Origin of the sequence: Saccharopolyspora terrae (genome assembly GCF_004348435.1) — a bacterium.
GTDB classification, from domain to species: domain Bacteria; phylum Actinomycetota; class Actinomycetes; order Mycobacteriales; family Pseudonocardiaceae; genus Saccharopolyspora; species Saccharopolyspora endophytica.
Genome location: NZ_SMKS01000005.1, coordinates 42,618 through 63,654, shown reverse-complemented (window position 1 = coordinate 63,654; position 21,037 = coordinate 42,618). Strand labels below are relative to the sequence as shown.

The window sequence follows — 21,037 nt, the reverse complement described above, 5'->3', positions numbered from 1 at the left end:
TGGACGGTGAGGAGTGGCCGATGCGGCATGCGCTCAGGTGCGCGCTGCTGTTGCTGACGTTGATGATCGTCGCCCCCGCGCAGGCCGGTGTCGCCGTCGCGCAGGACGCCGGGCCACCCGTGATCAGAGTGGGAACCGAGGGCACCTACCCGCCCTTCTCGTTCCACGACCCCCGATCGGGTGCGCTCACCGGCTACGACATCGAGGTCGTGGAGGCGATCGCCGAGCGCGCGGGCTGGCGGCTGGAGTTCGTCGAAACCCAGTGGGACGCGGTGTTCCCCGCGCTGGACTCCGGCCGGATCGACGTCGTGGCCAACCAGGTCTCCAAGAACGCCGAACGCGCGGCCAAGTACGGGTTGTCCGACACCTACACCTACTCCCACGGCGTGATCGTCCGGCGCACCGGCGACGAGAGCATCAAGACCCTCGACGACCTCCGGGGCAAGGTCACCGCCGAATCGGCCACCAGCAACTGGGCGGACATCGCCCGCGGCGCCGGTGCCCGGGTGGAATCCGTCGAAGGATTCGCCCAGGCCGCTGCGCTGCTCACCCAAGGCCGGGTCGACGCGATCGTCAACGACAACATCGCCGTGCTCGACTACCAGGCGAGCACCGGATCGAGTGACGTCGAGGTCGCGGGCAAGGCCGGTGCGGAGACCAGCGAGCAGGTCCTCACCTTCCGGAAGGACGACCGCGAGCGGCTCGACGAGGCGAACCGGGCGATCAGCTCGCTCAAGGCCGACGGCACGCTGCGCGGCATCTCCGAGAAGTACTTCAAGGCCGACGTCTCGGTCCCCGACGGCGGCAGCGCCGACCTGTCGCAGGGACGCGATCACCTGTCCACCTGGGAAGTCGTGCGCAACACAGCGTGGCCGATGTTCGTCGGCCTGGTGCAGGTGACGCTGCCGCTCACGGCGCTGAGCTTCGCGATCGGACTGGCGCTGGCGCTGCTCGTCGCGCTCGCGCGGATCTCGTCCTACCGGGTGCTCTCCGGGCTGGCCCGGGCGTTCATCTCGATCATCCGGGGAACGCCGCTGCTGCTCCAGCTGTTCATCGTCTTCTACGGGCTGCCGCAGCTGGGCGTGAAGTTCCCGCCGTTCACCGCCGCGGTCATCGCCTTCAGCCTCAACGTCGCCGGCTACGCCGCCGAGGTGGTGCGCTCGGCGATCCTGGCGGTGCCGAAGGGTCAGTTCGAGGCGGCCGCGACGATCGGGCTGAACTACCCGCAGACCCTCCGCCGGATCATCCTGCCGCAGGCCACCCGCACCGCCGTCCCGCCGCTGTCGAACACCCTGCTGTCGCTGCTGAAGGACACCTCGCTGGGCTCGGTGGTGCTGCTGACCGAGCTGTTCCGCGAATCGCAGCTGGCGGCGGCGGAGAGCAACGAGTTCCTCGCGCTGTACGCGTTCGCGGGGCTGTACTACTGGGTGATCTGCGTGGCGCTGTCGGCGGCGCAGAAACGACTGGAAACGCGACTGGACAGGTACGTGGCCCGATGACCGAAACCGAGCACACCCCCCGCATCCGCGTCCGCGGGCTGGAGAAGTCCTTCGGCGACCGGCACGTCCTGCGCGGCATCGACTTCGACTCCCCGGCCGGGACCTCGACGGTGGTCCTGGGAGCCTCGGGCTCGGGCAAGTCCACGCTGCTGCGGTCGCTCAACGCCCTGGAGGTCCCGGAACGCGGTGTCGTCGCCATCGACGACGTCGAGGTCGACTTCGCCGGGCTCGCGACCGGCAGGGCCGGACGCCGGGAGACCGAGCGGCTGCGCGGGCAGAGCGGGATGGTGTTCCAGGCCCACAACCTGTTCCCGCACCGCACGGTCCTGGAGAACGTGGTCGAAGGCCCCGTCGTCGCGCAGCGCCGCCCGCGCGAGGAGGTCGTCGCCGAGGCCCGCGCGCTGCTCGACCAGGTCGGTCTGGGCGACCGGGGCGATACCTACCCGTTCCAGCTCTCCGGCGGGCAGCAGCAGCGGGTCGGCATCGCGCGGGCGCTCGCGCTGAGGCCGAAGGTCGTGCTGTTCGACGAGCCGACCTCGGCGCTGGACCCGGAGCTGGTGGGCGAGGTGCTGGCGGTGATCAAGGACCTCGCCTCGCAGGGCTGGACCACGGTGATCGTCACGCACGAGATCCGCTTCGCCCGTCAGGTCGCCGATCAGGTGCTCTTCCTCGACGAGGGAGTGATCGTCGAGAAGGGCACCAGCGACGAGGTCATCGACGATCCTCGGGAGGACAGGACCCGCCGCTTCCTCAGCAGGATCCTCGACGCGGGCTGATCGTCGCTCAGTCGTGGTCGCCGTCGACGTAGAGCCAGGCCTTGCCGCGGCGGGTGAAGCGGCTGTGCTCGGCGAGCGACCCGGTCGCACCGTCGAGGCGGTAGAGGGCGCGGAAGTCCACGGTTCCCTCGGAGTCGAAGGGACCGCCGCCGGTGCGGCTCAGGATCTCCAGGCGCAGCCAGCGCTGCGACGGGTCGAGGTCGAGCTCCGCCGGGCGCGTCTTCGGGTGCCAGGTGCGCAGCAGGTAGTCGGCGTCGCCGACCGCGAACGCCGAGTAGCGCGAGCGCATCAGCTGCTCGGCCGTGGCCGCTTCGCGCTCACCGGCGTGCAGCGGTCCGCAGCACTCGCCGTAGGGCTCGCCGAGTCCGCAGGGGCACAGATTCTTCACGCTCACCTGGGAAGTTTCTCATCCGCTTCCCTGATGCCGCCGGGTGCGCTCGATCGCGGCGGCGCGGTTGCGCAGGATCTCGTCGTTGAAGATGCGGGCGCGCTGGGCCAGCGAATCCCGGATCAGCGGGTGGGCGGCGCCGACGTCGGTGGACTCGGCGGGATCGGTCTCGAGGTCGACCAGCATCTCGCGGCCCAGCTCCGGCCAGACCGTCGCCGGCCACAGCAGCTTCCACCGGTCCTGGCGCGCGGCGGCGACGGTCCACACCGCCTCCGGGACGACCTCGCCCGTCGGGCCCTCCTCCAGGTCGCCGTAGAAGTACAGCGTGCGACCGCGCGGCATCGGCTCGCCCGCCAGCGCGGGAGCGATGCTGATGCCGTCGATGGGCCGATCCGCCGGAGGCGGGGGAGCGCCGGCCAGGTCGATCAGCGTCGGCAGCACGTCCACGAACGAGATCGGGTACCGGTTCTCGGCGACCGGGACCCGGCCGGGCCAGCTGACCATGAACGGCACCCGGAGGCCGCCCTCGAACGCATCGGTCTTGCGGCCCCGCAACCCGCCGGTGCTGCCCTCGAACCACGGCCCGTTGTCGCTGGTGACGATGACCAGCGTGGACTCCACCAGCTCCAGCGCGCGCAGCTCGTCGAGCAGCCTGCCCACCTGCCGGTCGGCCTCGCGGAGGACGTCGGGGTAGCGGCCGTCGGCACCACCGGTCTCCTCGGGCACGTGGAACGGCTGGTGCACGGAGCTGTGCGGGACGTAGGCGAAGAACGGCCGTTGCCGCGCGACGCTCCTCCGGATGAACGCGATCGCGGCGTCGGTGTACTCGCCTGCCAGCCGCTCCTGCCCCTGCTCGGTGTTGACGTCGTCCACCGCCACCGCATCGCCCCGGTACAGCGGCAGCCACTGCTGGTCGCCCCACCCCTGGTCGTTGCTGTAGGGGATCCCGCAGAAGTGGTCGAAACCGTGCGCGGACGGCAGGAACCGGGGCCGCGCGTCCCACGGGTTGCCGGTCAGCCGCGGATCGCCCAGGTGCCACTTGCCGAAGACCCCGGTGGCGTACCCGGCCGCCCGCAAGGCCTCGGCGACCGTGTGCTCGAACTCCGGCAGCCCGCGGTCCTCCTCCGGCCACAGCACCTGCGGCAGACCGACGCGCTGCGCGTAGCGGCCGGTCAGCAGCGCGGTGCGCGACGGGGTGCAGATCGGCGCCCCGGCGTAGGCCTGCCGGAAGGTCATCCCCGCGCCTCCGACGGCGTCCATGCGCGGCGTGCCGACCGGCGAGCCGTACCGGCTCAGATCGCCGTAGCCCAGGTCGTCGAGAACGAGGAGCACGATGTTCGGTCGTGACCCCGAAAGCGCACCGGACATGTCAGCACCCCCTGACGCGGTCGCGGTCTCGATTCTCCCTGGAAGACGGCGGTTTTCCCGTTCTTGCCACCCGGTCAGCGCACGAAAACCGATCGTCTGGCCCAGCGCGGGGAGCAGGTGTGAGAAGATTGCCCGACTCGACGAGGGATCGGCCGTGGTCACGGACATGGTTCGAGGTGATCGCCGCTCCTGCGACGAAGAGCTGCCCGACCCGAGGCACCTTCGTCCCCGCAGGAGCAGGCAATGACCACGATCAGCTGGTCCGAGAACGGATCATCGAACTCCGCCCGTTGGCATTCCGAGAACTCGGCCCCCGCGCCGGTCAGCGTTGTCGTCGTCGACGACCGCACCACGGCGAAGGCCGCCCACCGCACCGCCGAGGCGGGCACGGCCATGCTCTGGCGCGGTGACTTCCACGCGGCACGCCGCCTCGTGCAGGACCTGGACCGCCGCCTGCGCCGCCGTCCCGAGCCCGAGGGCGACGCGGCGTCGCTGTTCCGCGCGCACCGCGCCGCGCGCGCCGAGCGGGCGGAGCTGCTCGGCCGGGTGCTGCTGGTGCTCGAACCCGACCGCACGCTGGCGCTGGATCGCGCACCCGACGTGCGCGAGGCGTGCCTGCACGCCTACGGCCCGCCCACCGGCGAACCGATGTGCGTCTCCGTGCCCGAACTGCTCGGAGTGGTCAGCGCCCACCAGTGGCACGAGAAGGGCGTGGACGTTCCCGCGCTCGGCGAGCGGATCCACCCCGACTACGGCGTTTTCGCGCCCGTCCGGAGCGAGTACGTCGACCTCGTCGCCGAAGCGCCGCTTCCGGCCGAACCCCCCGTCGCGTTCGACCTGGGCACCGGAACCGGCGTGCTCGCAGCGGTTCTCGGCAGGCGCGGCGCGCGCGTGGTGGCCACCGACATCAACCCGCGCGCTGTGGCGTGCGCCCGCGCGAACCTCCACCGGCTCGGTCTCTCCGAGCGGGTCACGGTCGAGGAGACCGACCTGTGGCCGAGCGGACGTGCCGACGTCGTCGTGTGCAACCCGCCCTGGATTCCCGCGCGACCCACCTCGGCGCTGGAACTCGGTGTCTACGACCAGGATTCGGACATGCTGCACCGGTTCATCGACGGCCTCCGCGAGCACCTCAACCCCGGCGGCGAAGGCTGGCTGGTGCTCTCCGACCTCGCCGAGCGGCTGGGCCTGCGGACCCGCGCCGCGCTGCTCGACCGCATCGCCGCCGCGGGGCTGGAGGTGCGGGACCGCTACGACACCGCGCCGAGCCACCCCAAGGCCTCGGACACCACCGACCCGCTCCACCAGGCGCGGCGCGACGAGATCACGTCGCTGTGGCGGCTCAGCGCAGGAAGTCCAGCAGGTGGTCGGTGACCTCGGCCGGCTTCTCCAGCTGCAGGAAGTGCCCGGCCCCGGACAGCAGCGCGGCGCTCGACGGCGGTGCGATGCGGGACCGCGCGACCGCGAAGAAGCGCGGGTCGATCGCGCCGTCCCAGTCGCCGTGGAGGTAGAGCAGCGGTTTCCGGGGTTCGGCGAGCGCCGCTCTGCTGCCGCGCGAGGCGAGGGCGCGGTAGTAGGACACGACGGCCTTCGCCCGGGCCTGGTCGGGGACGGCGCGCGCGAGGTGGGCGAGGTCGTCGGTGGCGTCGTAGCCCGGTGACCACGTCCGCCACAGCCGCCGGGCCAGCCGGGTGAAGTTCCGCTCGGCCAGGCCGGGGACCTGGTTGTAGGCGATGTACCAGGAGTGCCGCGGCTGCCTGACCAGCGCCGACAACCAAGTCCGGGCCACCGCCCGCGTCGGGTTCATCCAGGCCAGCGGAGGCACCGCCAGGAGGGCGACGCGCGCGTAAGGCGAGGACTTCTCGGCGGCCAGCGCGCCCGCGGTGATCGCGCCCCAGTCGTGGCCGATCAGCGCGGTGGAGGAGCTGCCGCCGAGGCGCTCGTGCAGCGCGACGGCGTCGGCGGCGAGCGCGCTCACCGAGCAGTCGCCGTCGACCGGGACGTCCGAGGGCGCGTAGCCGCGCAGGAACGGCGCCACCACCCGGTACCCGGCCTCGGCCAGCAGCGGCCCGACCGCGCGCCACGTCCACGCGGTGTCGGGAAAACCGTGCAGCGCCACCAGGAGCTCACCGTCCACCGGCCCCCACTCCAGGACCCCGACGTCGTGCGTCGGCAGGGAGATGGTGCGCTCGCGAGGGGTCATGACCGCCGACGCTAATCGCTGGGAGCACCCGCTGCGATGGTGGATCGATCCCGCCGGTGAAAGCCGAGTGCAAGCGGGAGAACCTAGCGTCGGTGATCGACTTGGGAGACAAGATGACCACGATCGATCTTTCCGACCTCGACTTCTGGGCCAAGCCGCGCTCGGAGTGGGACAAGACGTTCGCGGCGCTCCGCGCGGCCGACGAACCCGTGTTCTGCCCGCGCGACGACGGCCCCGGCTTCTACGCGATCACCCGCTACGACCAGATCGCCGAGGCCAGCCGGAACCCGCAGGCGTTCAGCTCGGAGCCCATCGCCGTCGGCCTCGACGACCCGCCGCCGGAGGCGTCGGAGCTGCTGGGGTCGATGCTGAGCATGGACGACCCGCGCCACGCGCGGCTGCGCCGCATCGTCGCCCGCGCCTTCACCCCGAGGATGATCGCCAGGGCGACCGACGACGTCGCCCGGCTGGCCGGCGAGATCGTCGACGGGCTGGTGGAGCGGGGGCCGTGCGACTTCGTCGCCGAGGTCGCCCAGCCGATGCCCCTGGAGATCGTGTGCCGGATGATGGGCGTTCCCGAATCCGCCCGGCCCGAGGTCGTCGAAGCGACCAACGCGTTCATCGCCGCCGTCGGAGACCCCGACTACCAGGACCCGAGCGGCAAGCCCCGGTCCGCGGTGCTGGTCGACAGCGCGCGGTTCATGCACGAGCTGATGGGCGAGCTCGCCTACGACCGGCGGGCGCACCCGGCCGACGACATCGTCACCGCGATGGTCCACGGCGACGTCGACGGCGAAGCGCTCAGCGACGCCGAGCTGGGCAAGTTCTTCGTGCTGCTGGTCGTCGCAGGCAACGAGACCACCCGCAACGCCCTCTCGCACGCGCTGGCGCTGTTCACCGACCACCCGGAGCAGCGCGACCTGCTGCTGTCGGACCTCGACGAGCGGATGCCCGCCGCCATCGAGGAGGTCGTCCGCTACGCGACACCGGTCAACTGGATGCGGCGCACCGCGACGCGCGACGTGGACCTGCTGGGCCACCGCTTCCGCGCCGGTGACCGGCTGATCATGTACTACGCCTCGGCCAACCGGGACGAGACGGTCTTCGTCGACCCGTACCGGTTCACCATCACGCGCAACCCCAACCCGCACCTCGGTTTCGGCTCGCGCGGCCCGCACTTCTGCCTGGGAGCGCACCTCGCGCGACGCGAGATCGCCCTGATGCTGCGGGAGCTGTTCACCCGGGTGCCCGACATCCACGCCACGGCTGAACCGGTCCGCCAGCGGTCCAGCTTCGTCAACGGGGTGCTGGAACTCCCCTGCGCGTTCTAAGAGCGCGGTTCAGCGCCCGGCGGCGCGCAGCGCGGTGCGGATCATCGGCCACTGCAACGGCAGCCGGGCGAGGGTGCCGGCGAAGAACGCCGCCGGTGCCGCACCGCCCTTGCGCTTCGCGCGCTTGCCCGCGTCCACGCTCATCTTGACGTTGCCGGGGAGGACACCGGCGAGCAGCGCGGCGCTGGCGAGCCCGGCGGCGCCACGGGTGCGCGGGTGCAGCAGCCCGGCGGCGCACGCCAGCTCGGCGACTCCGGAGACCTCCACGACCCGGCGGGGCGCGGGCAGCGCGGACGGGATCAGCGGCTCGAAGATCTGGGGCCTGACCAGGTGCAACGTCCCGGAGGTGGCGAACAGCGCGGCGAGTCCGACGATGGGGAGGTCCAGCGGTGCCGGGCGTGAGGTCATGCGCCGAACATAGTTGACCTGGTCGGGCGCGAGGGGCCGAGATAGGTCACACCGACGTCCGCCACCTGGCCGGATTGGGTGCGATGTACGGATGGTCGGGACTTTGTCCCCTGTGCGGGACCTCCGGCGGCCGGGAGCCTCGAGAGTCGGTCGGGGCGCGGTGCGCTGGGCGGCCGTGCCGTCCTGACCAGGGCGGATCGGAGTCGGGGGAGGAATCATATGGGCGTCGCGCAGAGAGAGCACACTGATGTTCGGGCACCGGAGGTCGAGTGGTCGCCCGCCGAGATCGGGGAGCTCGGTGAGGCCGTCTCGCGCGCTCCGTCGGTGCACAACAGCCGGCCGTGGTCGCTGACGCTGCACCGGCGCACCGCCGTGCTGCGCGAGGACCCGGCGCGGCGCATGCATCACGATCCGGAGGGCCGTGACCAGCGCATCTCGTGCGGTGCGGCGGTGATGAACCTGGTGCTGGCGGTGCGGAGCCTGGGGTGGAGCGCGCAGGTCGAGCTCGGGGCCTCCGGGGGTCTGGTCTCCGCGGCCGTCAGCGCCGGCGAGCCCGCCGACCCGAGCCCGCGGGAGGCGGCCTGGGCCCGCGCGATCCCGGAGCGCCGCAGCCACCGGGAGCCGTTCTCGGGCAAACCGGTGCCGGAGCTGCTCCGCGAGAAGATCTGGGACGCCGCCGCGGGCACCCGCTGCGGCGGGCGCTGGATCAACTCCGACGCCGAGGCCGCCGAGGTGGCGGGGATGCTGAGCCGGTCGGCCGCCGCGTTCCAGGCCGACGCCGACTACACCCGGGAGATGGCCGGGTGGGTGACGCCGGAGGGCAAGCGGTTGCGGAGCGAGTCCGAGGGGCTGCGCGGCCTCGCGGCGGCCGGGCTGACCGCCATGACCACGCACTTGCCTGACAAGGGCGGCCTGGCGCGGCTGCTCCGCGAGGAGTCGGTGCTGCTGGTGGGCACGCGCGGCGACCGCGCGATCGACCACCTGCGCGCGGGTCAAGCCGTCGAGCGGGCGTGGCTGGAGGCCGCCGGATCCGGCCTGTCGGTGTCGATGATGACCCAGCCGCTGCACGTGCCGGAGGTCCGCACCGGCCTGGCCGAACGCCTCGGCACGTCCCTCATCCCCCAGGCGATCATGCGCTTCGGCTACCCGAAGGGCTCCTGACGCCATCGGGGTCGCGCGTCCGGTGATCGTGGGCGGTGGGCGGTTCTCGTCCGAACCGCCCATGATCGATGTCGCTCTTGCCCGGTCAGTTCGGACCAGACCGCCCGCTGCTGGGGACCTCGCCACCGGGGGTCAGCGCGCTCGGAAAAACGGGAAAATCCGCTGGTTCTGTTAACGGAGGGCGATCTTCCGTTCACGTCGGCTGTGTGCCGGTGCGCGTTCCTCCGTGCGCGCGCGCCCTCTGGTTCCGTTGCTGTCCCGGAGGGCGAGGTTTGTCGGGTTGTGGCAGGTAGCGGGGACTGAATTCGGTTCTCCTCGTGGGAAAAATCAGAACTGGCGAGTATTGGTCACCGGGCTTCTCCGTCCGGGGGCGGTCGGTCACCGTATGGATCCAGATGTCCCACGGGATGGACCGGTTCGTCCCTCGATCAGAGGACAGAGGTGCCTGTGAGCGCGAACGGAACGGATGCCGATCGTCCGGGCGGGAGCACGGAGGTCTCCGCCGGTCCGCAACGCCGCGCGATCTGGGTTCCCGAACCCGCCGAGCTGTCCGATGTGGAACTGCTGCTCGACGGCGCTTTCCCGCCGCTGCGCGGATTCCTCACCGCAGACGAGGTCGAGTCGGTGCGCACCCGCCAACGCCTCGACTCCGACGTGCCCTGGCCCGAACCGATCACCCTGACGGTCCCCGAGGACGTCGCCGCGGCCGAGGAGATCGAGCTGCGCGACGTCGAGGGCGCCCCGGTCGCGGTGATCCGCAACGAGACCCCGTGGGCCGACGAGGCCGGCGCGCACCCGGCGGGCCCGCTCGTGGCCGCCGAGGAACCCACCGGAGTGCTCCGCCGGATGCGCCCGCCCGCCGAGCGGGTCCGGGCCGCGCTCCCGGCCGGACCCGTGCTCGGCGTGCTGCCGGAGTCCCCGCTGCACCACCGCGAGCTCGCCCAGATCCGCCAGCTGGCCGCCGAGCTCGACGCGCACGTCCTGATCCTGCCGCGCATGACCGGTCCGCGTCCCGAAGTGCTGGTCCAGTCGGTGCTGGCCGCTCGCCCGGAACTGCCCGAGGGCACCACGATCGTCCCGGTCCCGCTGGTGCGCCGCGCCGACCCGAAGCGCGACGCCCTGCTCGCCGCGCACGTCGCCGCCGCCTACGGCGCCACCCACCTGCTCTCGGACGGCCCTCTAGAACAGGCCCCCGTCCAGGCGATCGAAGCCCCAGAGCTGGTGCGCGACCACGCCGACCGCTGGCGCCCCGCAGCGCAGGTCGCTCCCTCCGAGAGCCGTCCCGGCCTCAGCGACGAAGGGCTGCGCGAACTCCTCGACAGCGGCGCTGAACTGCCCGGCTGGTTCACCACGCCCGCCATCGCCGAGCAGCAGCGCAGGCTCCACCCGCCGTTGACGGCGCGCGGGTTCACCGTCCTGTTCACCGGCCTGTCCGGCGCGGGCAAGTCGACGCTGGCCCGGGCGCTGCGCGACGAGCTCAGCAGGCACGACCACCGCGCGGTGACGCTGCTCGACGGCGACGTGGTCCGCCGGACGCTGTGCGAGGGGCTCGGGTTCTCCGCCGAGGACCGCAGCCGCAACGTCCGCCGCATCGGCTACGTCGCCGCCGAGGTCACCCGCCACGGCGGCGCGGCGATCTGCGCGCCCATCGCGCCGTACCACGCCGACCGGGACGCGGTGCGCCGCATGGTCCACGAGGCGGGCGGGTTCGTGCTGGTCCACGTGGCCACGCCGCTGGGGGAGTGCGAGCGGCGCGACCGCAAGGGGCTCTACCGCAAGGCGCGCAACGGGTCGCTGCCCGAGTTCACCGGCGTCTCCGCTCCCTACGAGGTCCCCGACGACGCGGACCTCGTCCTCGACACCTCCGAGCTGTCGCAGGACGAGGCCGTGGGGCGCGTCGTGGCCTTGTTGCGCGAGCGGGGCTGGGTGCGGTCGTGGACCTCGGTGTAGCGGCGACGGGGCTGCTCACCGGCCTGATGGTGGGCGTGACCGGCATGGGCGGCGGTGCGCTGACGATGCCGCTGCTGACGCTCGTCTTCGGCGTGCCACCGCTGGCCGCGGTGTCCTCGGACCTGGTGGCCGCGGCGGTGATGAAACCGCTGGGCGCGGCGGTGCACCTGCGGCGCCGCACGGTGCAGCCCAAGCTGGTCGGCTGGCTGTGCCTGGGTTCGCTGCCGTGCGCGGCGGCCGGGTCGCTGCTGGCGGGATCGCTGGGCAGCGGGGCCGAATCGGTGCTCAAGGAGATCGTGGGCGGCGCGGTGCTGCTGGCGGCGATCACGCTGTTCGCCCGGATGCTGCTGTCGCGCCGACCCTCCACATCGGACGGAACGCGGGTGCGCCCGGTGCCCACGGTGCTGCTCGGCGCGGTCGCCGGACTGGTGGTGGGCACGACCTCGGTGGGCTCCGGATCGATCATCATCGTGGTCCTGCTGCTGCTCAACCGCGGGCTGAGCTCGGCGCGGCTGGTCGGCACCGACCTCGTCCAGGCGGTGCCGCTGGTGCTGGTCTCGGCGATCGGCCACCTCTTCGCCGGCGATGTCCACATCGGACTGGTCGGTTCGCTGCTGGCGGGATCGATCCCCGGAGTGCTGGTGGGATCGCTGATCTCGGCGCGGGTTCCCGACCGGCCGGTGCGGGTGCTGCTCGGTGGGATGCTGGTGACCACCGGGCTGATGATGGTCGGCACCGACGTCCTGCCGGGAGTGTCGGCGGGACTGCTGGTCGTGCTGCTCGGCGCGGTGATTCCACCGCTGCGCAACGCGATGTCGTCGCGGCGGGAGACCGCAGCGAGTGATCACAGGGAGGTAGTGGGGTGAGCGACGACCACGAGCTGGCCGCGCGGCTGGCGCGGCGAGCGGGCGAGCGCCTGGTCGAGCTGCGAGAGGGGTCCACGGCGGAACCCCGGGCGCTCGGTGACGCCGGTGACGCCGCGGCCCACCAGCTGCTCGTCGAGGCGCTCGCGCAGGAACGCCCGGCCGATCCGGTGCTGTCGGAGCACGGCGTGGCCGGCCCGGAACGCGTTCCGGGCGAACGCGTGTGGATCGTGGACCCGCTCGACGGCACGCGCGAGTTCACCGAAGCCGGCCGAACGGACTGGGCGGTGCACGTCGCGCTCGCCGAACGCCACGAGGTCATCGCCTCCGCCGTCGCCTTGCCCGCCCAGGGCGTCGTGCTGGACACCGGCGCACCGCCGAAGCAGCCCACGCGGCCCATCGAGCGCCCGCGCATCGCGGTCAGCCGCAGCAGGCCGCCGGAGTTCGTCACCGCGATCGCCGCCGAGATCGGTGCCGACCTGGTTCCGATGGGGTCGGCGGGCGCCAAGATCACCGCCGTGGTCCTGGGCGAGGTCGACGCCTACCTGCACGGCGGCGGCCAGTACGAGTGGGACAGCGCCGCTCCGGTCGGCATCGCCCGCGCCGCAGGACTGCACACCAGCCGCCTCGACGGCACCGAACTCGTCTACGACCGCCCCGACCCGTGGCTGCCCGACCTGCTGGTCTGCCGCCGCGAGCTGGCCGTGGACCTGCTCGCCGCCCTGTCCGACCGAATCGAGGGGAGTCGCTGATGCCCGCCGGGCTGTCTCGTCTGGACGTACTGGAATCCGAGGCGGTGCACCTCATCCGCGAGGTGGTCGCCGAGCGCGACCGCCCTGCGCTGCTGTTCTCCGGCGGCAAGGACTCCGCCGTGCTGCTCAAGCTCGCGGAGAAGGCGTTCGCCCCGGCGCCGATCCCGTTCCCCGTGCTGCACGTCGACACCGGTCACAACTTCGAAGAGGTCCTCGACTTCCGGGACCGCCGCGCCGCCGAACTCGGCGTGCGCCTGGTCGTCGCCTCGGTGCAGGAGTCCATCGACGCCGGACGCACCACCGAACCCGAGGGCCTGACCAGCCGCAACCGGCTGCAGACGGCCTCGCTGCTGGAGGCCATCGCCGAGCACCGCTTCGACGCGCTGTTCGGCGGCGCCCGCCGGGACGAGGAACGCGCCCGCGCCAAGGAGCGCATGCTCTCCTTCCGCGACACCTTCGGCCAGTGGGATCCGCGCAACCAGCGCCCGGAGCTGTGGAACCTCTACAACGGGCTGATCCACCCCGGCGAGAACGTGCGCGCCTTCCCGCTGTCGAACTGGACCGAGCGCGACGTCTGGACCTACATCGACCACGAGGACGTCGAGCTGCCGTCGCTGTACTTCGCCCACAACCGCAAGGTCTTCGAGCGCGACGGGATGTTGCTGGCCGACAACCCGTTCCTGCCGCGCGGAGCCGATGAGCAGCTGGTCGAGCGGTCCGTGCGGTTCCGCACCGTCGGCGACATGACCTGCACCGGTGCCGTGGAATCGACGGCGACGACGGTGTCCGAGGTGATCGCCGAGATCGCCGCGACCAGGATCTCCGAGCGCGGCCAGACCCGCGCCGACGACCGCACCAGCGCGGCGGCGATGGAGGACCGCAAGCGGGAGGGATACTTCTGATGACCACCACCGAACCGGTCTTCGCCCCGGCCGACAGCCTGCTGCGCTTCGCCACCGCAGGCGCCGTCGACGACGGCAAGTCGACCCTGATCGGGCGGCTGCTGCACGATTCGAAGTCGCTGCTGGCCGATCAGCTCGAACAGCTGGAGGTGGCCAGCAAGGAGCGCGGGGACGAGCAGCTCGACCTCGCGATGCTCACCGACGGGCTGCGCGCCGAGCGCGAGCAGGGCATCACCATCGACGTCGCGCACCGCTACTTCGAGACCGCGCGGCGGGCGTTCATCATCGCCGACACGCCGGGCCACGCCCAGTACACCCGCAACATGGTCACCGGCGCCTCCACCGCGGACCTGGCGATCGTGCTCGTCGACGCCCGCAACGGGCTGACCGAGCAGAGCCGCAGGCACGCGGTGCTGGCCGGTCTGCTGCGCGTGCCGCAGCTGGTGCTGGCGGTGAACAAGATGGACCTTCTCGACTACGACGAGTCCGTCTTCCGCGCCATCACGGGGGAGTTCGCGGCGTTCACCGAGCGGCTGAACCTGCGCGAGGTCACCGCCATCCCGATCTCGGCGCTGCGCGGCGACAACGTCGTGGACCGCTCGGCGGCGATGCCCTGGTACGAGGGACCGTCGCTGCTGGAGCACCTGGAGCAGGTCGAGGTCGTCGACGAGACGGGCCTGTTCCGGCTGCCCGTGCAGTACGCGATCCGCGCGCAGGAGCAGGACTACCGGGGTTACGCGGGACAGATCGCGGGCGGATCGATCGCGCCCGGCGAGGAGGTGCTGCACCTGCCCTCCGGGATGCGCAGCCGCGTGGTCGCCGTCGACACCGCCGACGGGGAGCTGGAGCGCGGTCAGGCGCCGCAGTCGGTGGCGTTGCGGCTGGCCGAGAACATCGACGTCGGCCGCGGCGACCTGCTCTGCGCGGTCGACCAACCCCCGGTCGCGGCCGAGGAGCTGACGGCGTCGGTGTGCTGGATGTCGCCGAAGGCCCCGCTCACCCCGGGCACCCGGTTGCTGCTCAAGCACACCACCCGCGTGGTCAAGGCGATCGTCACCGAGGTCCGCGAACGGCTCGACGTCACCACCCTGGAGCGCGGGCCGGCCGAGTCGCTGGAGCTCAACGACATCGGCGAGATCACCGTGCGGCTCGCGCAACCGGTGTTCTGCGATCCCTACGAGCGCAACAGGTTCACCGGGGGAGCGGTGCTCATCGACGAGTCCAGCCATGCGACGGTCGGTGCCGTCCTGATCACCGACGCTCGCTGAAAACCCTGAACAGCACGACGAAGGAGCGACAATGGTCAAGATCATCGGGGCCGGTTTCGGCCGGACCGGAACCGCGTCGATGAAGGCGGCGCTGGAGCACCTCGGCTTCGCGCCGTGCTACCACATGTTCGAGGTCATCGCGCAGCCCGAACGCGCGAAGGACTGGGACCGCGCCCTGGACGGGGAGGTCGACGACTGGGAGACCGTGCTCGGCGGATTCGAGTCCACCGTGGACTGGCCGGGCTGCACGTTCTGGCGCGAGCTCATGGACTTCTACCCGGACGCGAAGGTGCTGCTCACCGTCCGCGACCCGGAGCGCTGGTACGACAGCGTTTTCAACACGATCTACCAGTTCGTGCAGGAGCCGCCGTCCGACGACGACTTCAGCACCAGGATGCGGCCGACCATAGAGCGGATGATCTGGAACGGCACCTTCGACGGCCGCTTCGACGACCGCGAGCACGCCATCAAGGTCTTCGAGGCCCACAACGCCGCCGTGCAGGAGGCCGTCCCGGCCGACCGGCTGCTGGTCTACAAGGTCGGCGAGGGCTGGGACCGGTTGTGCGAGTTCCTCGACGTCCCGGTCCCCGAGGAGACGTTCCCGCACGTCAACGACTCCGGCTCGATCCGCGACCTCGTCGAGAAGACCCAGCGAGAGGGCAAGTTCACCTCACCGTTCGAATCCTGATCAACACCGTTCGAGGATATCGCTTTGCTTTGCGGTGCGGGTGGCGGAACCTGAGCGGCTTCGTGGACTCCGTGCGCCGCTCCTGATGTATGTCCAATACACGGCGTCGCGGCGTACTCGCCACGAAGCCGCTCAGAACCCGCGGCGGTGCAAGTTGAGTCCCACACCTGAAACAGCGGCTTCGCCGCACACATGACAGTTCGAGCCTCTTCGAGGAGATCCATGTCCGCCAACAAGTTGGACCGCAGATCGGTGCTGCGGATGCTCGCCGCGGCACCGCTGGTTCCCGCGGCGTTATCGGGCACGGCGCAGGCCGCGCCCCGGCCGTCCGCCGGTGTGCTGGGCGCTGACCTGGTCAGCCGTCCCGACCTCCACCCGCCGCTGATGGAGATCATCACCCCCGCGGCGGCCACCGAGCCGGGGCACGTGCTGCTCACGCCCACGGGTGCGAGCACGATGGACGTCAACGCGCCCGCTCCGCGCGCGCCCATCCAGCCGGGTTCGATGCTGATGGACGACACCGGGCAGGCCGTCTGGTTCGGTCCCGCGACCGAGGGCGTGAACTTCGACCTGAAGGTCCAGCAGTACCAGGGGAAACCGGTGCTGACGTTCTGGGAGGGCAAGGTCGTGGTGCCGCCCGGGTTCGGCCACGGCAAGTTCGTGGTCCTGGACGAGACCTACAACCGCATCGCCGAGGTCGCCCCGGTCAACGGGCTGACCGGTGACCTGCACGAGTTCATCATCACGCCGCAGGGCACGGCCCTGCTCCTCGCCTACCGCGAGGTGCGGGTGGACACGACTCCCGTTGGCGGGCAGCCGAACTCGAAGGTCCTCGAGAACGTCGTGCAGGAGATCGACATCGCCTCCGGCGAGCTGGTCTTCGAGTGGAACAGCCTGGAGCACGTCGGCCTGGACGAGTCGTTCTACCCGGTTCCCAAGGACCCGGAGGCGTTCCACGACTACATCCACCTCAACGCGATCTGCGAGGACGGCGACGCGCTGCTGATCTCGGCGCGCTGCACGCACGCCGTCTACCGCATCGACCGCCGCAGCGGCGACGTGAAGTGGCGGCTGTGCGGGCGCAAGAGCGATTTCACGATGGGCGACGACGCCGCTTTCGCCTGGCAGCACGACGTTCGCAGGCACGCGGACGGTTCGATCAGCCTGTTCGACAACGCCGACGCGGCGGGGCGAGGCAAGTCGCGCGGCATGACGCTCGACGTCGACGAGTCGGCCAAGACGGCGACGCTGCTGCGCAGCGCGGAGAGCCCGGAGGGCCTGCTGGCGCCCAACCAGGGCAACGCCCAGATGCTGCCCAACGGTCACATGTTCGTGGGCTGGGGCGGCAAGCCGTACTTCAGCGAGTTCGGCCCGAACAACGAGGTGCTGTTCCACGGCCGCTTCGCGGAGTCGATGGGCTCCTACCGCGCCTACCGAGCCCAGTGGGTGGGCAAGCCCACCGACGCCCCGGCGGTCGCCGGGAAGCCGGGCGACGGCGTGACCAGCGTCTACGCCAGCTGGAACGGCGCCACCGAGGTGACCGCCTGGCGAGTCCTCGCGGGCCCCGACGAGCAGAACCTCACCCCTGTCCTCGACGCCCCCAAGGCCGGCTTCGAAACCAAGATCGACGTCGAGGGCTCCCACGCCTACGCAGCAGTGGAAGCCCTCGACGGCAGCGGAGCGGTGCTCGGAAGGTCAGCGGCCGTCGCCGTGGCGTGAGCGAGGGCGGTTCTGGTCCGAACTGACCGGGCAAAGAGGACGCGCGTAGCGGACGGTTCGGACCAAAACCGCCGGGTGGTGCATCAGGAGATGACCGTGACCAGGATGAATCGAGAGGAGGGTTAGGATGCTTTAGACCCGAAGGAGTGCTGATCGTGACCAGGCGCGGACCGGACGCGAGTGGACGCGGTGCGGCGGTTCCACAGGCCGACGACGAGCGGGAGGTTCGCCGCCGGTGTCGGCGGGCGCTCGGGGTGACCACGCTCGGGTTGATGCTGGTGCTGGTCAACGCCACTTCGCTGAACCTGGCGCTGCCCGCGCTGTCGGCGTCCTTCCAGGTTCCCGCTGCCACCGCCGACTGGTTCCTGGTGGCGTTCATGCTCAGCAACACCGCGTCGATCCTGGTGTTCAGCCGCATCTCCGACATGGTGGGGCGGCGGACGATCTACCTCGCCGGTCTCGTGAGCTTCACCGCGATCAGCCTGCTGTGCGCGCTCGCGCCCAACGCCACCGTGCTCATCGTGCTGCGGGTGCTGCAGGGCATCGCGGCGGCCACCACCGTCACCAACACGACCGCGATCCTCACCGACGTGTTCCCGCCGGACCGCCTCGTGCGCGGCCTGAGCCTGAACATCACCGCCGCGTCGATCGCCCAGATGATCGGCCCGGCGCTGGGCGGGCTGCTGGTGACCTTCGCCGACTGGCACGCGTTGTTCCTGGTCAACGTGCCCATCGGAATCCTCGCCGTGGTGCTGGGCGCGAAGCTGCTGCCGAAGATCCCGCGCGCACGCGGACCGCGGGAGCGCTTCGACGTCGCCGGAGCGGTGCTCTCCAGCGCGGGCCTGGCCGTGCTGCTGTTCGGCATCAACCGCATCGGGCCGTGGGGCGCGACCGACCTCCGGGTGCCGGCGGCGATCCTGCTGGGCATCGCGCTGCTGACGGCGTTCGTGCTGGTGGAGCTGCGGATCTCGGCTCCGCTGCTGGACTTCCAGCTGGTGCGCCGCCCCGGGCGCGGCCAGGCGTACGGGGCCGCGTTCTTCAACTCCTTCTGCCGCGCCGGCGTCGTGGTCCTGGTGGGCCTGCACCAGCAGATGGTCGAGCACCGCACGGCGCTGGAGGCCGGCTTCGTGGTGATGCCGCTGGCGCTGCTGATGATGCTGTGCGCGCCGCTGAGCGGACGGCTGTCCTCGCGCTGGTCGGCGCGAACCCTCTCCAGCCTCGGCGCGCTGCTGGTCGTGCTCGGCACCGCCGGACTGGCCGGCCAGCTGGCGACGCCCGGTGCGCCGCTGGTGCTGATGGCGTTGTGGCTGGGGCTCATCGGAGGCGGAACGGGGCTGTTCACCGCCCCCAACACCGGCGCGATCATGGCCGGAGTCAGCAGCGACCGCCGGGCTGTGGCCAACGGGATCCGCTCGATGCTGTTCAACAGCGCCCAGGCCGCCGGAACCGCCGTCGCGCTGCTGATCCTGACCACCTGGCTGGGCTCCTCCGGCGTGGCCTCCTACGCGGCGGACGCCGACGACCCGGCCGTGCGCACCGGTTTCGCGGTGGCCGTGGCCGCGACAGGTCTCGCGGCGCTGTCGGGATTCGTCCTGTCGCTGGCGCGCGGCGGCCCGTGGCGGGCGCGCTGATCACTCCGCGACGTGCGCGCCGATGTGCGGCAGGTCGTGGGCGAGCCGGTCGCGCTTGGCGGTGAGGTAGCCGAGGTTTTGCTCGTTGGCCGGTGCCAGCAGCGGAAGGCGTTGCACGACGGCGATGCCGGAGGTCTCCAGCGCGCGGGCCTTGTCCGGGTTGTTCGACAGCAGCCGGACCGAGCGCACCCCGAGCCGCCGGAACAGCCTCGCCGCCGGGCCGTAATCGCGGGTGTCGACGGGATAGCCGAGGGCGGTCGCCGAGTCCACGGTGTCCAGTCCCCGCGAGTCCTGCAGCACCTGGGTGCGCACCTTCGCCACCAGGCCGATCCCGCGCCCCTCCTGCCCGCGCAGGTAGACCAGCACCCCGGAGCCCTCGTCGGCGATCCGGTCCAGGGCGAGGCGGAGCTGATCACCGCACTCGCAGCGCAGCGCCCCGAAGACATCGCCGGTCAGGCATTCCGAGTGGATCCGCACCAGGACGTCCTCGCTCGCCGAACCGAGGACCAGCGCCAGGTGCTCGACCCCGTCGACCGGGTCGCGGAAGGCGATGCAGCGGAAGTTCGCGCGTCGCGTCGCCAACTGCGATTCGGCGACGTCCTCGTCACGGATGGTGTCCTCGCGCCTGACGGCTCGCTCGTGCATCCGGCCCTCTCGTCACCTCGTCCAGCAGTCATTACGCTCGGTCGAAGTCTCGACAGTAACCGGCAGACCACCGGAGGTCACCTTGTTCACCGTGACGGTTCGTGACCACGTGATGATCGCCCACAGCTTCCGGGGCGAGGTCTTCGGTCCCGCGCAACGCCTGCACGGCGCGACGTTCGTGGTGGACGCGACGTTCACCCGCGAGGAACTGGACGCCGACAACATCGTCGTCGACATCGGACGCGCCACCGAACAGCTCGGCGAGGTGCTGGCCGGGCTGAACTACCGCAACCTCGACGAGGAACCGGAGTTCGCCGGGGTCAACACCTCGACGGAGTTCCTGGCGAAGGTCATCGCCGATCGCCTCGCCGATCGCGTCCACGAGGGTTCCCTCGGCGAATCCGCGCGCGGGCTCAGCGGTTTGCGCGTCGCGCTGCACGAATCGCACGTGGCCTGGGCCGGCTACGAACGGGCGCTGTGAAGGTCCACTTCGTCGTCACCACCGTCGACCGGCCCAGCGGCGGCAACGTCTACGACCGCCACGCCACCGCGGGCCTGGCGGCGCTGGGCTTCGACGTGCGCGAGACGGCGATCGCGGGAACCTGGCCGCAGCCCGGCGACGACGCGCGCGAGCGGTTGGCCGAGGTGCTCGCAGCGGTGCCGGACGGGGGAGCGGTGCTGATCGACGGGCTCGTGGCCTGCGGCGTTCCCGAAATCCTCGGCGCCCACTCCGACCGGCTGCGCACGGCCGTCCTGGTGCACCTCCCGCTGGCCGACGAGACCGGGCTCGACCCGGCGACCGCGGCGCGGCTCGACACCGCCGAGCGCACGACCCTGCGCGCGGCCGACCTCGTCATCGCCACGAGCCCGCAGGCCGCGCAGCGGCTCGCCCGCCACCACGGTCTCCGCCGCGTGCGCACCGCGGTCCCCGGCACCGACTCCGCAGCGCTCGCGCCCGGAACCGACGGGGTGTCGCGACTGCTGTGCGTCGCTTCGCTGACACCGCGCAAGGGCCACGACGTGCTCGTCGAAGCCCTCGCGGACCTCCCTCTGAACTGCGACTTCGTCGGCCCGGCCCCCGATCCCGACCGCGTGCGGCGGTTGCTCGAACACCACGAGCGGATCCGCTGGCGCGGGCCGCTGCACGGCGCGGAGCTCGCCGACGCCTACGCCTCCGCCGACCTGCTCGTGCAGCCCTCCCTCGCCGAGACCTACGGCATGGCCGTCACCGAAGCCCTGGCACGCGGCATCCCGGTGATCGCTAGCGCCGTCCCGGACGCGCTCGGCGACGGCGGCCTGCTCCTGCCGCCCGGGGACACCAAGGCCCTCGCCGACGCGCTGCGGCGCTGGTCCGACGACCCGGACTTCCGGTCCCGGCTCCGCGAGTCGGCGCTGCGCCGCCGCGATCAGCTGCCGACCTGGGCGTCGACAGCGCGACAGCTGGCCGCCGCGCTGACTAGCCTGGGAGCTTGACTACTCCCTCGC

The 21,037-nt window shown here is 71.6% G+C and carries 20 protein-coding genes; 15 read left to right on the top strand and 5 right to left on the bottom strand.

The window, feature by feature from the left end:
* The first annotated feature begins 20 nt into the window (after nt 1-20).
* Nucleotides 21-1,499, top strand: a complete 1,479-nt coding sequence (locus E1181_RS05285; RefSeq protein ID WP_132672765.1) for an ABC transporter substrate-binding protein/permease — start codon at nt 21-23, stop codon at nt 1,497-1,499.
* The gene (locus E1181_RS05280; RefSeq protein ID WP_132672764.1) at nt 1,496-2,275 is read left to right on the top strand and encodes an amino acid ABC transporter ATP-binding protein; all 780 of its coding nucleotides are present in this window, start codon (nt 1,496-1,498) and stop codon (nt 2,273-2,275) included. Before E1181_RS05285 ends, E1181_RS05280 begins: the two co-directional genes overlap by 4 nt.
* 7 nt (nt 2,276-2,282) lie before the next feature.
* On the opposite strand, the gene E1181_RS05275 is transcribed toward E1181_RS05280, so the two are convergent.
* Complete coding sequence (locus tag E1181_RS05275; RefSeq protein WP_132672763.1) at nt 2,283-2,669, bottom strand: YchJ family protein; 387 nt, start codon at nt 2,667-2,669, stop codon at nt 2,283-2,285.
* A 12-nt stretch (nt 2,670-2,681) separates the two neighbouring features.
* On the bottom strand, nt 2,682-4,031 hold the full coding sequence (locus E1181_RS05270) for a sulfatase-like hydrolase/transferase (protein ID WP_165944519.1): 1,350 nt from the start codon (nt 4,029-4,031) through the stop codon (nt 2,682-2,684).
* A gap of 243 nt (nt 4,032-4,274) precedes the next feature.
* On the opposite strand from E1181_RS05270, the gene E1181_RS05265 reads away from it, so the two are divergent.
* On the top strand, nt 4,275-5,405 hold the full coding sequence (locus E1181_RS05265) for a methyltransferase (protein ID WP_132672761.1): 1,131 nt from the start codon (nt 4,275-4,277) through the stop codon (nt 5,403-5,405).
* Here E1181_RS05265 and E1181_RS05260 read toward each other — a convergent pair.
* Nucleotides 5,374-6,234 (bottom strand): alpha/beta fold hydrolase, encoded by an 861-nt coding sequence (locus tag E1181_RS05260; RefSeq protein ID WP_132672760.1) that lies wholly within the window; start codon nt 6,232-6,234, stop codon nt 5,374-5,376. The genes E1181_RS05265 and E1181_RS05260 overlap by 32 nt on opposite strands.
* A gap of 92 nt (nt 6,235-6,326) precedes the next feature.
* On the opposite strand from E1181_RS05260, the gene E1181_RS05255 reads away from it, so the two are divergent.
* A complete protein-coding gene (locus E1181_RS05255; RefSeq protein WP_235876399.1) occupies nt 6,327-7,565 on the top strand; it encodes a cytochrome P450 in 1,239 nt (412 codons plus the stop codon).
* Nucleotides 7,566-7,574: 9 nt separating this feature from the next.
* On the opposite strand, the gene E1181_RS05250 is transcribed toward E1181_RS05255, so the two are convergent.
* Nucleotides 7,575-7,973 (bottom strand): DoxX family protein, encoded by a 399-nt coding sequence (locus E1181_RS05250; RefSeq protein ID WP_132672759.1) that lies wholly within the window; start codon nt 7,971-7,973, stop codon nt 7,575-7,577.
* A 219-nt stretch (nt 7,974-8,192) separates the two neighbouring features.
* On the opposite strand from E1181_RS05250, the gene E1181_RS05245 reads away from it, so the two are divergent.
* The 9 genes from E1181_RS05245 to E1181_RS05205 all read left to right on the top strand — a co-directional run bounded on the left by E1181_RS05245 (nt 8,193) and on the right by E1181_RS05205 (nt 18,907).
* Complete coding sequence (locus tag E1181_RS05245; RefSeq protein WP_132672758.1) at nt 8,193-9,134, top strand: Acg family FMN-binding oxidoreductase; 942 nt, start codon at nt 8,193-8,195, stop codon at nt 9,132-9,134.
* 447 nt (nt 9,135-9,581) lie between these two features.
* A complete protein-coding gene (gene cysC, locus E1181_RS05240; RefSeq protein WP_235876381.1) occupies nt 9,582-11,084 on the top strand; it encodes an adenylyl-sulfate kinase in 1,503 nt (500 codons plus the stop codon).
* Nucleotides 11,069-11,950, top strand: a complete 882-nt coding sequence (locus tag E1181_RS05235) for a sulfite exporter TauE/SafE family protein (RefSeq protein WP_132672757.1) — start codon at nt 11,069-11,071, stop codon at nt 11,948-11,950. The genes cysC and E1181_RS05235 overlap by 16 nt, the downstream gene beginning before the upstream one ends.
* A complete protein-coding gene (locus tag E1181_RS05230; RefSeq protein WP_132672756.1) occupies nt 11,947-12,699 on the top strand; it encodes a 3'(2'),5'-bisphosphate nucleotidase CysQ in 753 nt (250 codons plus the stop codon). The genes E1181_RS05235 and E1181_RS05230 overlap by 4 nt, the downstream gene beginning before the upstream one ends.
* Nucleotides 12,699-13,601 (top strand): sulfate adenylyltransferase subunit CysD, encoded by a 903-nt coding sequence (cysD, locus tag E1181_RS05225; protein WP_132672755.1) that lies wholly within the window; start codon nt 12,699-12,701, stop codon nt 13,599-13,601. Before E1181_RS05230 ends, cysD begins: the two co-directional genes overlap by 1 nt.
* Entirely contained in the window at nt 13,601-14,869 is a 1,269-nt protein-coding gene (locus E1181_RS05220) for a sulfate adenylyltransferase subunit 1 (protein ID WP_132672754.1), read from the top strand. The genes cysD and E1181_RS05220 overlap by 1 nt, the downstream gene beginning before the upstream one ends.
* A 31-nt stretch (nt 14,870-14,900) precedes the next feature.
* Complete coding sequence (locus tag E1181_RS05215; protein ID WP_132672753.1) at nt 14,901-15,557, top strand: sulfotransferase family protein; 657 nt, start codon at nt 14,901-14,903, stop codon at nt 15,555-15,557.
* 222 nt (nt 15,558-15,779) lie between these two features.
* Nucleotides 15,780-17,276 carry an arylsulfotransferase family protein gene (locus tag E1181_RS05210; RefSeq protein WP_132672752.1) on the top strand — a complete coding sequence of 499 codons (1,497 nt, stop codon included), beginning with the start codon at nt 15,780-15,782 and terminating at the stop codon, nt 17,274-17,276.
* 155 nt (nt 17,277-17,431) lie between these two features.
* Nucleotides 17,432-18,907 carry an MFS transporter gene (locus tag E1181_RS05205; protein WP_132672751.1) on the top strand — a complete coding sequence of 492 codons (1,476 nt, stop codon included), beginning with the start codon at nt 17,432-17,434 and terminating at the stop codon, nt 18,905-18,907.
* Here E1181_RS05205 and E1181_RS05200 read toward each other — a convergent pair whose 3' ends face one another.
* Complete coding sequence (locus tag E1181_RS05200; RefSeq protein WP_132672750.1) at nt 18,908-19,552, bottom strand: GTP cyclohydrolase II; 645 nt, start codon at nt 19,550-19,552, stop codon at nt 18,908-18,910.
* An 82-nt stretch (nt 19,553-19,634) separates the two neighbouring features.
* Here E1181_RS05200 and E1181_RS05195 point away from each other — a divergent pair, with 82 nt between their 5' ends.
* Both E1181_RS05195 and E1181_RS05190 read left to right on the top strand, forming a co-directional pair.
* Nucleotides 19,635-20,033, top strand: a complete 399-nt coding sequence (locus tag E1181_RS05195; protein WP_132672749.1) for a 6-pyruvoyl trahydropterin synthase family protein — start codon at nt 19,635-19,637, stop codon at nt 20,031-20,033.
* The gene (locus tag E1181_RS05190) at nt 20,030-21,025 is read left to right on the top strand and encodes a glycosyltransferase family 4 protein (RefSeq protein ID WP_132672748.1); all 996 of its coding nucleotides are present in this window, start codon (nt 20,030-20,032) and stop codon (nt 21,023-21,025) included. The genes E1181_RS05195 and E1181_RS05190 overlap by 4 nt, the downstream gene beginning before the upstream one ends.
* The last annotated feature ends 12 nt before the right edge of the window (nt 21,026-21,037 follow it).